Genomic DNA, 12,949 nt, shown 5'->3' on the forward strand with positions numbered 1-12,949 from the left:
TGCGAGCGACCTCTCGTGTTTGTCAATCACCCACGGGAAGCAACGGGAAGCAAGGGATTGGACATGCGGCAGACCTCTCGGGCCAAGAGCGCGGCCAAAGCGGGTGAAACGACCGCCGAGACGGCCCTGGGCGCAACCCCGGGAAAGGCTCCGGGAACAGCCCCGGAGAGCCCCCCGGAAGCCGCCCCCCGCCGCCGCCAGGCCCGCGGTGAGCGCCGGATCGCCCAGCTCCTGGCAGCCGCCGCCGGAGTGTTCTGCCGTACGGGTTACGCGGCGGCCAGCACCAACGCCATCGCCCGCGAGGCCGGCGTCTCCCCGGGCACGCTCTACCAGTTCTTCCCGAACAAGGAGGCCATCGCCGTCGAGCTCGGCGGCCACCTCCTCCAGCGCGCCCACGAGGCGCACGGCCGGGCGTTCCTCCCGGAGAACCTGGACCGGCCGCTGCCCGAACTGCTCGACGCCGTCCTGGACCCGGTCATCGCCTTCAACTGCGAGAACCCGGCCTTCTGGGCGCTCATGCACGGCTCCGGCGTCCCCGGCATCGCCCAGGAGCACGATGAGCTGCACGTCGGCATGCTGACCCGCGTCGAGGAGGTGCTGCGCGCCTGCGTCACCCCGGACCCGGATCCGGACACCACCCCCGCCGAGCTCACCCACGTCGCCCACATGGTGCTCGGGATCGTCAAGAGCTCACTCGAACTGATCCTGGCCAGCGAGGGGGCCGAACGGGCCGCGTACGTCGCGGAGCTGAAGACCGTCCTGTTCCGCTACCTGGACCCGATGATCACCACGCCTCCTCCTCGCTGACCATCTTCCCGACGTCCGCGGGCCCACCATTCCCAGGCCCACCATTCCCGGGCCCACCGGACCCGGGCCCACCGGTGCCGGACTTGCCACCGGACCCCGCCCGCAACCGCAGCCCCACCAGCGGGAAGACGAGTACGGACACCATCCCGGCCCCGACCAGCGCCGCCGCCTCCCCGGACTCCAGCTTCCCGTCCTGCACGCCCAGGGTGGTGATCGCCACCACCAGCGGCAGCGCCGTGGAGCCGAACAGCACCAGCGCCGACCGGTCCCGGCGCCCGAGGTCCCGGGGGGCCAGCAGCCACATCGGCAGCCCCCGCACCAGGAGGAAGAGCAGCAGGAACACCGGGAGCAGCACCAGCGCCCACCCGCCGCCGAGCAGTGCGGCGAGGTCGAACTCGATCCCGGTGACGACGAAGAACAGCGGTACCAGGAAGCCGAAGCCCATGGCCTCCACCTTCGACAGCACGGCCTCGCTGCTCTCCGGGGCGGCCCCGTGCAGCACGAGCCGGGTGATCAGGCCGGCGGCGAAGGCGCCGAGCAGGACGTCGAGGCCGAGCACCTCGGACAGCGCCAGGAACGCCACGAGGATCAGCACGACCAGGCGCACCGCGAACTGACCGCTGCTGTGCAGGGTCTTGGAGATGACCCGGGCGAACCACGGCGGCTTGGGCCGCATCGCCCAGAACACGGCGGCGGCCGTCAGCACCGCGAAGCCGATCAGCAGCGCCGCCGACTGCCCCGGCGCCCGGCCGCTGAGCAGCAGCGCCATCGCGATGATCGGCCCGAACTCGCCGACCGCGCCCATCGCCATCATCACCGAGCCGAACCGGCTCTGGAGGTCCCCGGAGTCCCTCAGGACCGGCAGGATCGTACCGAGGGCGGTACTGGTGAGCGCGGTGCCGATGTAGACGCCCTTCTCGAATCCGCCGCCCGAGAGCAGCAGGCCGAGCCCGAGCCCCAGCGCGAGGGCGGCCACCCAGGCCCACACCGACCGTTTCAGGGTGTCGCCCTTGACCTGGGCGAACTGGATCTCGTAACCGGCCAGGAAGATCAGCATCGCGAGGCCGAGCTCGCTGAGTACGTCGATGACCTCGGTGGAGTGTGCCCAGCCGAGGACGTCGGGCCCGACCAGGACGCCGAGGACGATCTCGAAGATCACCAGCGGAACGGGGAGCCAGCGCGAGACCCCGTACGCGAGCAGGGGCGCGAGCACTGCGATCGACATGATCAGGATGAGAGTGGTCCCCGAGTGCGCCATGTGTGCCATTTACATACGCTTCACGACGATTGTCCACCGCAAAAGATCTCGTCGAATAGTCGCGTCGATACCCCCTAGGGGTATAGTCTCGAAGTGTCGGTATGAACGGTGGACTCTCCACGAGCGATCCGCCGTCTTCCGGCCGCCCGGAAACGCCCTTGAAGAGGAGAACGACATGAGCGCCGACACGGACACCCAGACCACCACCGTCTACCGGGTGACCGGCATGACCTGCGGGCACTGCGAGGGCGCGGTGACCACCGAGCTCTCCGCCCTGGCGGGCGTCAGCTCGGTCAAGGCCGTCGCCGCGACCGGCGAGGTCACCGTGGTGTCGGCCGCCCCGCTCGACGAGGCCGCTGTACGCGCCGCCGTCGACGAGGCCGGCTACGAGTTCGCCGGCCAGGCCTGAGCACCTCCTCTTCGGCAGTACCCCGCAGCACCCCGCCGGGCCGTACCGGCCAGCTCATACTGGTTCCGTACGGCCCGGCCCTCCCCCTGGAGCCGGAACATGAGCAGCAGCACAGTGCACGACGGACCCATAGCGGCGGCCGGCGCGGCCGCGCCCACGGCCGAGGTCGAGCTGACCATCGGCGGGATGACCTGCGCCTCCTGCGCGGCCCGCATCGAGAAGAAGCTGAACCGGATGGACGGGGTCACCGCCTCGGTGAACTACGCCACCGAGAAGGCCAAGGTCTCGTATGGCGCCGACATGCAGGTCGCCGACCTCATCGCGACGGTCGTCAAGACCGGCTACACCGCCGAGGAGCCCCCGCCGCCGGAGCCCGAGCCCGGATCCGAGGCTCAGGACGCCGCGCCCCAGGAAGCGCGCGACCCCGAACTGGCCGCGCTGCGCCAACGCCTCCTGGTCTCCGTGGCGCTCTCGCTGCCCGTCGTCCTGCTCGCGATGGTCCCGGCCCTCCAGTTCGACAACTGGCAGTGGCTCTCGCTGACCCTCGCCTCCCCCGTCGTCGTCTGGGGCGCCCTCCCCTTCCACAAGGCCGCCTGGACCAACGCCCGGCACGGCGCCGCGACCATGGACACCCTGGTCTCGGTGGGTACCGGGGCCGCCTTCGCCTGGTCGCTGTGGGCCCTGTTCTTCGGCCACGCCGGAATGCCCGGCATGCGGCACGGCTTCAACTTCACGATCTCCCGTACGGACGGCTCCTCGGCGATCTACCTGGAGGTGGCGGCCGGAGTCGTCAGCTTCATCCTGCTCGGCCGGTACCTGGAGGCCCGCTCCAAGCGGAAGGCCGGCGCGGCCCTCAAGGCCCTCATGCGGCTCGGCGCCAAGGACGTGGCGGTCCTGCGCGACGGGACCGAGGTACGGATCCCCGTGAGCGCGCTCGCGGTGGGTGACCGCTTCCTCGTCCGGCCCGGCGAGAAGATCGCCACCGACGGCACGGTCGTCGAGGGCAGCTCCGCCGTGGACGCCGCGATGCTGACCGGTGAATCCGTCCCGGTCGAGGTCACCGTGGGCGACACCGTCACCGGAGCCACCGTCAACACCTCGGGGCGCCTCGTCGTCGAGGCCACCCGCGTCGGCTCGGACACCCAGCTCGCCCGGATGGCCAAGCTGGTCGAGAACGCGCAGAACGGCAAGGCCGAGGTCCAGCGCCTCGCCGACCGGATCTCCGGGATCTTCGTACCGATCGTGCTCGTACTGGCCCTGGGCACCTGGGTCACCTGGCTGCTGATCACCGACGACCCGACGGCCGCCTTCACGGCCGCCGTGGCCGTCCTGATCATCGCCTGCCCCTGCGCCCTGGGCCTGGCCACCCCGACCGCGCTGATGGTCGGCACCGGCCGGGGCGCGCAGCTCGGCATCCTGATCAAGGGCCCCGAGGTGCTGGAGTCCACCCGCCGCGTGGACACCGTCGTCCTGGACAAGACCGGCACCGTCACCACCGGCCGGATGACCCTGATCGGCACCCACCCCGCCGAGGGCGTGGACCCGACCGAACTGCTGCGCCTGGCCGGGTCCCTGGAGCACGCCTCCGAGCACCCGATCGCCCGGGCCGTCGCCGCAGCGGCCGCGGACCTCGCCGAAGGCCTGTCGATCCCCGAGGGCTTCGAGAACCACGGCGGCCTCGGCGTCCAGGGCGTGGTCGACGGACACGCCGTCCTGGTGGGCCGCGAGAAGCTGCTCGCCGACTGGTCGATCACACTGCCCGCCGCCCTCGCCGAGGCCAAGGCCGCCGCCGAGACCGAGGGTTCCACCGCCGTCCTGGTCGCCTGGGACGGGGAGGCCCGCGGGGTGCTGACCGTGGCCGACGCGGTCAAGGAGACCAGCGCAGAGGCCGTGTCCCGGCTGCGGGCGCTGGGTCTGACCCCGGTCCTGCTGACCGGAGACAACCGGGCCGTCGCGGAAACGGTGGCCCGTGCGGTGGGCATCGACGAGGTCATCGCCGAGGTCCTCCCGCAGGACAAGGTCGACGTCGTCCGCCGGCTCCAGGCAGAGGGCCGTACGGTCGCCATGGTCGGCGACGGGGTCAACGACGCGGCCGCGCTGGCCCAGGCCGACCTGGGCCTGGCCATGGGCACCGGCACCGACGCGGCGATCGAGGCGAGCGATCTGACCCTCGTACGGGGCGACTTGCGGGTCGCGGCGGACGCGATCCGGCTCTCGCGCCGGACCCTGGCCACCATCAAGGGCAACCTCTTCTGGGCCTTCGGCTACAACGTCGCGGCGCTGCCGCTGGCCGCCGCCGGACTGCTCAACCCGATGATCGCGGGGGCCGCGATGGCCTTCTCCTCGGTCTTCGTGGTCACCAACAGCCTGCGGCTGCGCTCCTTCCGCTAGTGATCACCCTTCACGTCTCACGCACATCCCCTTCACACGAGACGCAGATCACAGCGATCCCAACGTAACCATCGGGCGGCCCCGTGGGTCTAATGGGGCGATGCCGGAAACGTGTTGGGATGACTACACGTTGCCTCGGCACGCAGACACCCGGTCCGGGTCCCGTGGGGGGAATCCGTTCCGGGGTAAGGAAAGCGCCCCGACCTTCGACCCGTGGGGGGATCGATGGCGGGGCGCTTTTCCTGTTTTGAGCGTTCTACGAGTCCTGCGGGTACTGCGGCTCGACCCTCGGGTCAGCGGGACTCGACCGGAACGAAGTCGCGCAGGACCTCGCCGGTGTAGATCTGGCGCGGGCGGCCGATGCGGGACCCGGGCTCCTTGATCATCTCGTGCCACTGGGCGATCCAGCCGGGCAGCCGGCCGATCGCGAAGAGCACGGTGAACATCTCGGTCGGGAAGCCCATGGCCCGGTAGATCAAGCCGGTGTAGAAGTCGACGTTCGGGTAGAGGTTGCGCTCGACGAAGTACTCGTCGGCCAGCGCGTGCTCTTCCAGCTTCAGGGCGATGTCGAGGAGCTCGTCGTCCTTGCCGAGCGCCGAGAGGACATCGTGCGCCGCCGCCTTGATGATCTTCGCCCGGGGGTCGAAGCTCTTGTAGACGCGGTGCCCGAAGCCCATCAGGCGGACGCCGTCTTCCTTGTTCTTCACCTTGCGGATGAAGGCGTCGACGTCGCCGCCGTCGTTCTTGATGCCTTCGAGCATCTCCAGAACCGACTGGTTGGCGCCACCGTGCAGCGGACCCCACAGGGCCGAGATGCCGGCGGAGATCGAGGCGAACATGTTCGCCTGCGAGGAGCCGACCAGGCGCACGGTGGAGGTCGAACAGTTCTGCTCGTGGTCCGCGTGCAGGATCAGCAGCTTGTCGAGCGCGGCGACCACGACCGGGTCCAGGTCGTACTCCTGGGCCGGCACCGAGAAGGTCATGCGCAGGAAGTTCTCGACGTAGCCGAGGTCGTTGCGCGGGTAGACCACCGGGTGGCCGACGGACTTCTTGTACGCGTACGCCGCGATCGTCGGGAGCTTGGCCAGCAGCCGGATCGTCGAGAGGTTGCGCTGCTTCTCGTCGAACGGGTTGTGGCTGTCCTGGTAGAACGTCGACAGCGCGCTGACCACGGAGGACAGCATCGCCATCGGGTGCGCGTCGCGCGGGAAGCCGTCGTAGAAGCGCTTGACGTCCTCGTGCAGCAGCGTGTGCTGGGTGATCTCGTTGCGGAACGACGCGAGCTGGTCGACGGTCGGCAGCTCCCCGTTGATCAGCAGGTAGGCGACCTCGATGAAGGTCGAGCGCTCCGCCAGCTGCTCGATCGGGTAACCGCGGTAGCGCAGGATGCCCTGCTCACCGTCGAGATAAGTAATGGCGGACTTATAGGCGGCGGTGTTTCCGTAGCCGCTGTCCAGGGTGACCAGCCCGGTCTGAGCCCTGAGCTTCGAGATGTCGAAGCCCTGGTCACCGACGGTGCTCTCGACCACCGGGTAGGTGTATTCACCGTCCGCGTACCGCAGTACTACAGAGTTGTCGCTCACGTCATCCCTCACCGACGTAGTGCCTCTTCTTCGAGGTGCCCTGACTGCCTCTACCTTCCCCCATTTGGCGCAGGTGAGTGCACTCGGGGTCGAGCTTTGGTGTTTTCGACGGCACTCAGTGCCGCCAGCGTGCACATCCTGCCCCCTCCGCAACCGTTGTAGGAACCCCAAATGATCGATCATCTAGGTGATGTTTCCCACCGGTATGCGGCCGGACAGCCTGGGTGCGACGGCCGTGTACCTCCTGCCTGCGGAAACCGTACGCACCGCCTGCCCCAGGGCTTTGCGGGACCCGACCAGGACGACCAGTTTCTTCGCCCGGGTGACCGCGGTGTAGAGGAGGTTCCGCTGGAGCATCATCCAAGCACCGGTCGTGACCGGGATCACCACGGCCGGATATTCACTCCCCTGGGAGCGGTGGATGGTGACGGCGTACGCGTGGGCCAGCTCGTCGAGCTCCGCGAACTCGTAGGCCACTTCCTCGTCTTCGTCCGTGCGCACCGTCAGCCGCTGTTCCTCCAGGTCAAGGCCGGTGACCACGCCGACCGTGCCGTTGAAGACCCCGTTGGCGCCCTTGTCGTAGTTGTTCCGGATCTGGGTGACCTTGTCGCCGACCCGGAAGACGCGGCCGCCGAACCGCTTCTCGGGCAGGCCCGGCCGGGCCGGGGTGATGGCCTGCTGGAGCAGCGCGTTGAGGTTTCCGGCGCCGGCCGGGCCGCGGTGCATGGGGGCGAGGACCTGGATGTCCCGCCTCGGGTCCAGGCCGAATCTGGCCGGAATACGACGTGCGGCGACATCGACGGCCAGCTTTCCGGCCTCCTCGGTGTCCTCCTCGGGGAAGAGGAAGAAGTCGGGCAGCCCGTCGGTGATCGGCGGCAGGCCGGTGTTGATCCGGTGGGCGTTGGTGACCACGCCGGACTGCTGGGCCTGCCGGAAGATGGTCGTCAGCCGGACGGCCGGAACCGGTCCGCCCTCGGCGAGCAGATCGCGCAGCACCTCGCCCGCGCCGACCGAGGGCAACTGGTCCACGTCCCCGACCAGCAGCAGGTGTGCACCCGGTGCCACCGCCTTGACCAGCTTGTTCGCGAGGAGCAGGTCGAGCATCGAAGCCTCGTCCACGACGACCAGGTCCGCGTCGAGCGGCCGCTCCCGGTCGTACGCCGCGTCCCCGCCCGGCTTGAGCTCCAGGAGCCGGTGCACGGTGGAGGCCTCGGCCCCGGTGAGCTCGGCCAGCCGCTTCGCCGCCCGGCCGGTGGGGGCGGCGAGCACCACCTTGGCCTTCTTGGCCCGGGCCAGCTCCACGATCGAGCGGACGGTGAAGGACTTCCCGCAGCCCGGCCCGCCGGTGAGGACGGCGACCCGGCGGGTGAGGGCGAGGCGGACCGCGTCCCGCTGCGCGGGAGCCAGCGTGGCTCCGGTCCGGCCGGCAAGCCAGCCCAGGGCCTTGTCCCAGTCCACGTCCCGGAAGGCGGGCAGCCGGTCCTCCTCCGCCTGCAGGAGTCGGCGCACCTGCCCGGCCAGGGACAGCTCTGCGCGGTGGAACGGCACCAGGTACACGGCGGTGAGGGGGTCCGGGCCGCCCTGCGGGTCGGGCACGGATTCCCGTACGACCCCCTCCGGATCGGCGGCGAGCTCGGCCAGGCAGTCGATGACCAGCCCGGTGTCCACCTGGAGCAGCTTGACCCCGTCGGCGATGAGCCGGTCCTCGGGCAGGAAGCAGTGGCCCTGGTCGGCGGACTGGGACAGGGCGTACTGGAGTCCGGCCTTGACCCGCTCCGGACTGTCGTGCGGGATCCCGACGGCCTGGGCGATGCGGTCGGCGGTGAGGAAGCCGATGCCCCAGACGTCGGCGGCGAGCCGGTACGGCTGGTTCTTCACCACGGAGATGGAGGCGTCGGCGTACTTCTTGTAGATGCGCACCGCGATGGAGGTGGAGACGCCGACTCCCTGGAGGAAGACCATGACCTCCTTGATGGCCTTCTGCTCATCCCAGGCCGCGCCGATCATCCTGGTGCGCTTGGGGCCGAGGCCGGGCACTTCGATCAGCCGTTTCGGCTGCTCCTCGATGACGTCGAGGGTGTCCAGGCCGAAGTGCTCCACGATCCGGTCGGCGATCTTCGGGCCGATGCCCTTGATCAGGCCGGAGCCGAGATAGCGCCGGATCCCCTGGATGGTCGCGGGCAGCAGCGTCGTGTAGTTCTCCACGGTGAACTGCCTGCCGTACTGGGGGTGCGAGCCCCAACGGCCCTCCATGCGCAGCGATTCACCCGGCTGGGCCCCCAGGAGGGAGCCGACGACCGTGAGCAGGTCACCGGCGCCGCGCCCGGTGTCCACCCGGGCGATCGTGTATCCGCTCTCCTCGTTGGCGTAGGTGATGCGCTCCAGCACCCCCTCGACCACCGCCGGCGCCACGGCCGCGTTCGTCGTCATGGCCCGAAGCTACAGCCCGGGTGCGACAGCCATACCGGGGCTGTGGAAAACGAAGGCGGCCGGAGCCGACAAACCAAAAGGGGGTCCCGCCTTCCGGCCGGACCCCCTCACGGTTACCCCTCCCTCATCGGACTTCCCGTATCCCCCCGGATCCCCCCCGGAAGTCCCGACGCAACATACGACCCACGACCCCTGCCCGTGGTTGCACGCGAATCCGGAACTTTACCTTTCCATTACCCAAGGGGGTTCCGGACGCCATCCGAGGTGCCGCCGAATCGCCACAGAAGTAGCGTTTCGGGCATGAGCGAACCTTCCTTCCAGGACGACGTGCTGACCGAACTCGGCGACGACCGGCTGACCGAGATCGCCGGCCTCCTCGGCACCGACACGAACGGCGCCCGTGACACCGTCGCGACCACGGTCGGGGCGATGACCGGCGACCTCCAGCAGAAGGCCGACGCCGATGACGACGACGGCAACGAGGTCCGCCAGGCCTTCGCCGAGGTCACCCAGGCCCCGCTGGAAGGCGTGGCCACCCTCGGCGGCGGTCTGGGCGGCATGCTCAGCGGCGGGATGATGGCCGGGGTGCTCGCCAAGGTGAGCAGGCCCGTGGCCAATGCCGTCTCGAAGAAGACCGGCATCCCCGCGCCCACCGTCGCCCGGGTCATCGAGCTGCTGATCCCGGTCCTGCTGGCGGTCTTCGCCAAGCGCGCGGCCTCCAAGAAGGGCGGCGGCGGAACCCCGGCGGCGGCCGGCGGCGAATCCCCCATCCCGTCTCCCGGAGCGGTACCGGGAGCGGCGGGCGCCGCCCCCGCGGGTCAGGCCGGCGCGGCCCCGGCGGCCGGAGGCAGCCTCGGCGACCTGCTCGGCCAGATCCTCGGCGGCGGCAAGAAGTAGGGCGGTTCACCCGTTCGGACGAAGCGGACCCGGCCCACTGCCAGAGGCCCGCCGCCAGAAGCCCGCCGTCAGATCGCCGGACGGTAGAAGAAGGTCTTGCGGCGCTCGATCCTGCCGTCGCGGACGAGGTAGGTGTCGGCGAAGGCCTCGTCCAGGGTCCTGCCGTCCTTGTCGGCACCCTGGAAACGCCCCCAGCAGGCGGCCGCGGCCAGGCCCCCGGTCACCTGGCTCACCTCGTGGGCACCCGAGGTGATGATCCGTTCGTGCTCGTAGAACCGGCGGATCCGGTCGAGACCCTCCAGCGCCGGGTAACCCGGCCGTTCGTACACGGCGTCCGGCGCGAAGACCTCGCCGAGCCGGTCCCACGAACGGGTGTCGATCACCTGGAACAGCCGGGCCACCAGGGATTCGGCGGTCACCGGTGCGGGCGACGTCGTTGTCACGGCCTTGCTCCTTAAGGGTGTGGACGAAAGACGGAACACGGAACGCAGAGGACCCGTCACGGCCCGTCGGCGAGGGCCTTCTCCCAGGCCGCGGCCAGCCGCGAAACCCCCTCCTGGCGCTGCGCGCCGTCCAGGGAGGCGAAGGACAGCCGCAGGACCCGCGAGCCGTCCTCCTCTATACAGAACGGCGTACCGGGCACGATGGCCACTCCCTGCGCCAGCGCGTGCGCGTACAGCGCGTCCGAACCCACCCGGGGATCGGTCAGCCGGCACCAGAAGAAGAGCCCGCCGCGCGGCCGTTCGAAGTCCAGCCAGGGCAGCCGCTCGCGCAGCAGCGTCTCCATGTCGCGGGCCCGGCCCCCGTACAGCGTGCGCAGGCCCGCCAGGTGGGCCGGCAGGAATTCCGGGTCCCCCAGCAGATCGGCGAGGAGGTACTGGCCGAAGGTGTTGGTCTGGAGGTCCCCGCACTGCTTGGCGGCGACCAGCTCCCCGATCAGCTCGGCCGGGGCGACCAGTCCGGCCACGCGCAGTCCCGGGCAGACCGTCTTGGAGAGGCTCATGAGCCGGACCACCCGCCCGCTGTGGACGTCGGTGGACGGGAGCCTGCTCCCCTCGTAGGCCAGGTCCCCGTACGGGTCGTCCTCGACGACGAGGAAGCCGAACCGTTCGGCCAGCGCGGCCAGGTGGCGGCGCCGCTCCTCGGAGAGCACGGCTCCGGTGGGGTTGTGGAAGTGCGGTACGACGTAGACCAGTTTGGGCCGGGCCCCGGCGAGGAGGCGCTGCTCCAGGACGTCGGTGCGCATCCCCTCCGCGTCGCCGGGCACCGGCAGCAGCCGTGCTCCGGCCCGCCGGAAGACCTGTACGGCGCCCAGGTAGCTCGGGTCGTCCAGGGCCACCTCGTCGCCCTCGTCGACGATGGTCTGGGCGACGAGGTCCAGGCCCTGCTGGCTGCCCGCGGTGACCATCACCCGGTCGGGGCCGACGGGGGCCCCGGTCGCGCTCGCCCGGGCGGCGATCACCTCGCGCATCGGGGCGATGCCGTCCGTGGGGGCGTACTGGAGCGCTCGTGCCGCAGACCCGCCCGCCCCGCCCGACCCGGCGAACAGCCGGTCGGTGGCCTCGGCGAGCCGGGCCACGGGGAAGCTGTCGGGGGCCGGGATCCCGCCGGCCATCGACAGCACCCCGGGGGCGGCGGCGGCCGCCAGGATCCGGCTCACCGCGTCGGAGCGGCCCCAGCCGGTCCGGCGGGCGAGCAGGCTCCCGATGGCGCCGGGGGCGGCGGGTTGCTGCGCTGTGCTCACCTTGCTTCCACCTTCCGCGGCTGCGCGACGATCTGGGGCGGGAAGTCCTTCAGTCGCCACACCGGCGATTTCAGGACCACAAGGACCGCGGTCAGGAAGAGCGCGGAGGTGACGAAGAGCGTTTCCCGCAGCCCGATGAGGTCGCCGAGCCAGCCGCCCAGCAGGGCGCCGAGCGGGAGCGTGCCCCAGGAGACGAAGCGGTACCCGGCGTTCATCCGGCCCAGGAGGTGATCCGGGGTCATGGACTGGCGCAGGCTGATGATGTGGATGTTGGCGATGGTGCCGCCCGCGCCGATCAGGCCGAACGCGGCGACGAACAGGACCAGCGAGAGCGCCCCGCCGTTCGCCGGAGCGGCCGGGATGGCCACCGGGGCCAGGCAGCACAGCAGCAGGGCCGTCAGGATGGCCGGGCCGAGCCCGGTCCTGCGCTTGAGCCACTGGGCGGCCATCGAGCCGGCGAGCGAGCCCACCGCCCCGGTGCCCAGCAGCAGGCCGATGCCGCCGGGCGAGATGCCGAGCGTGCGGGCCGCGTAGAGCACGAACACCGTCTGGAGGGACATCCAGCACAGGTTGTACAGCCCCGACTGGAGGGCGCAGGCCCGCAGGTGGGCGCTGTCCCAGATGATCCGGATGCCCTCGGCGATGCTGGTCCGGATCCCGGTCCGCTCCTGCTGGGGCTCCGGCTCCGGCTCGACGCGCCGTACGGCGAGCAGCGTCAGCACGGAGACGAGGTACGAGATCCCGTTGATCAGCAGGGCGTAGGGGGCGGTGACCCAGCCGATGAGCAGCCCGGCCAGTCCGGGCCCGCCGATCTGGGCCAGCGAACTGGTGCCCTGGAGCTTGCTGTTGCCCTCCACCAGGTGTTGCTTGCCGACCAGGGTCGGCAGGTAGGACTGGTAGGAGACGTCGAAGACCACCGTGAGGGTGCCCACGAGCAGCGCGGCGACGTACACGTGCTCGATGCGGAGCAGGTCGAGCACGGCCAGCAGCGGCACCGCGCTGACCAGCAGCGCACGCCCCACGTTGGCCATGATCATCAGGGGCCTGCGCCGCACCCGGTCGACCCAGACGCCGACCAGGAGGGTGACCATCAGGAACGGGGCGTAGGAGGCCGCGTTGACGAAGCCCACCTGGGAGGAGCTGGCGTCGAGCGTCAGCACCGCGGTGAGCGGCAGCGCCAGGGTCGTGACCTGGGCCCCGACCTGCGAGATCGCCTCCCCGGACCAGAACTTGAGGAACTCCGGGTCCCGCCAGAGCGTGGCGGGTGCGGCGGCGGCCGGAGCTGCGGCCGCCTCCTCCTCCACCGGCTCGGCGGCCCCGTTCCCGATGTCGGTCACTTCATCTCTCCCAGGACGGCCTGGGCATCAGCCCGGGGAAGAACGGGTCCTTGAAACGGAGCCGCGAAGCGGCTGAGCGCACTGCGCATCTTT

The 12,949-nt window shown here is 70.6% G+C and carries 10 protein-coding genes; 4 read left to right on the forward strand and 6 right to left on the reverse strand.

What is annotated here, in order from left to right; genetic code table 11:
• The first annotated feature begins 63 nt into the window (after positions 1-63).
• Positions 64-807 carry a TetR/AcrR family transcriptional regulator gene (locus tag AC061S_RS28745; RefSeq protein ID WP_478688796.1) on the forward strand — a complete coding sequence of 248 codons (744 nt, stop codon included), beginning with the start codon at positions 64-66 and terminating at the stop codon, positions 805-807.
• On the opposite strand, the gene AC061S_RS28750 is transcribed toward AC061S_RS28745, so the two are convergent.
• Positions 785-2,065, reverse strand: coding sequence for a cation:proton antiporter (locus AC061S_RS28750; RefSeq protein ID WP_478688830.1), 1,281 nt, complete (start codon positions 2,063-2,065; stop codon positions 785-787). The two genes, AC061S_RS28745 and AC061S_RS28750, sit on opposite strands and share 23 nt — an antisense overlap.
• 175 nt (positions 2,066-2,240) lie before the next feature.
• Here AC061S_RS28750 and AC061S_RS28755 point away from each other — a divergent pair, with 175 nt between their 5' ends.
• Complete coding sequence (locus AC061S_RS28755; protein ID WP_266908685.1) at positions 2,241-2,474, forward strand: heavy-metal-associated domain-containing protein; 234 nt, start codon at positions 2,241-2,243, stop codon at positions 2,472-2,474.
• Positions 2,475-2,573: 99 nt separating this feature from the next.
• Positions 2,574-4,865, forward strand: coding sequence for a heavy metal translocating P-type ATPase (locus tag AC061S_RS28760; RefSeq protein WP_478688797.1), 2,292 nt, complete (start codon positions 2,574-2,576; stop codon positions 4,863-4,865).
• Positions 4,866-5,158: 293 nt separating this feature from the next.
• Here the strand turns inward: AC061S_RS28760 and AC061S_RS28765 are convergent, their stop codons facing one another.
• Together AC061S_RS28765 and recD2 are read right to left on the reverse strand one after the other, a co-directional pair.
• Positions 5,159-6,448 (reverse strand): citrate synthase, encoded by a 1,290-nt coding sequence (locus AC061S_RS28765; RefSeq protein WP_243335006.1) that lies wholly within the window; start codon positions 6,446-6,448, stop codon positions 5,159-5,161.
• Between the two features lie 183 nt (positions 6,449-6,631).
• The gene (recD2, locus tag AC061S_RS28770) at positions 6,632-8,878 is read right to left on the reverse strand and encodes an SF1B family DNA helicase RecD2 (protein ID WP_478688798.1); all 2,247 of its coding nucleotides are present in this window, start codon (positions 8,876-8,878) and stop codon (positions 6,632-6,634) included.
• Positions 8,879-9,178: 300 nt separating this feature from the next.
• Between recD2 and AC061S_RS28775 the strand changes: the two genes are divergently transcribed.
• The gene (locus AC061S_RS28775; protein WP_478688799.1) at positions 9,179-9,775 is read left to right on the forward strand and encodes a DUF937 domain-containing protein; all 597 of its coding nucleotides are present in this window, start codon (positions 9,179-9,181) and stop codon (positions 9,773-9,775) included.
• 68 nt (positions 9,776-9,843) lie between these two features.
• Here AC061S_RS28775 and AC061S_RS28780 read toward each other — a convergent pair whose 3' ends face one another.
• From AC061S_RS28780 to AC061S_RS28790, 3 genes are read right to left on the reverse strand one after another with little or no spacing between them, the layout of a single operon-like run.
• Entirely contained in the window at positions 9,844-10,218 is a 375-nt protein-coding gene (locus AC061S_RS28780) for a nuclear transport factor 2 family protein (protein ID WP_478688800.1), read from the reverse strand.
• 56 nt (positions 10,219-10,274) lie between these two features.
• Positions 10,275-11,519 carry an aminotransferase-like domain-containing protein gene (locus AC061S_RS28785; RefSeq protein WP_478688801.1) on the reverse strand — a complete coding sequence of 415 codons (1,245 nt, stop codon included), beginning with the start codon at positions 11,517-11,519 and terminating at the stop codon, positions 10,275-10,277.
• Entirely contained in the window at positions 11,516-12,856 is a 1,341-nt protein-coding gene (locus AC061S_RS28790; RefSeq protein WP_478688802.1) for an MFS transporter, read from the reverse strand. The genes AC061S_RS28785 and AC061S_RS28790 overlap by 4 nt, the downstream gene beginning before the upstream one ends.
• Positions 12,857-12,949: the final 93 nt, after the last annotated feature.

Source organism: Streptomyces sp. CA189 (assembly GCF_056428985.1).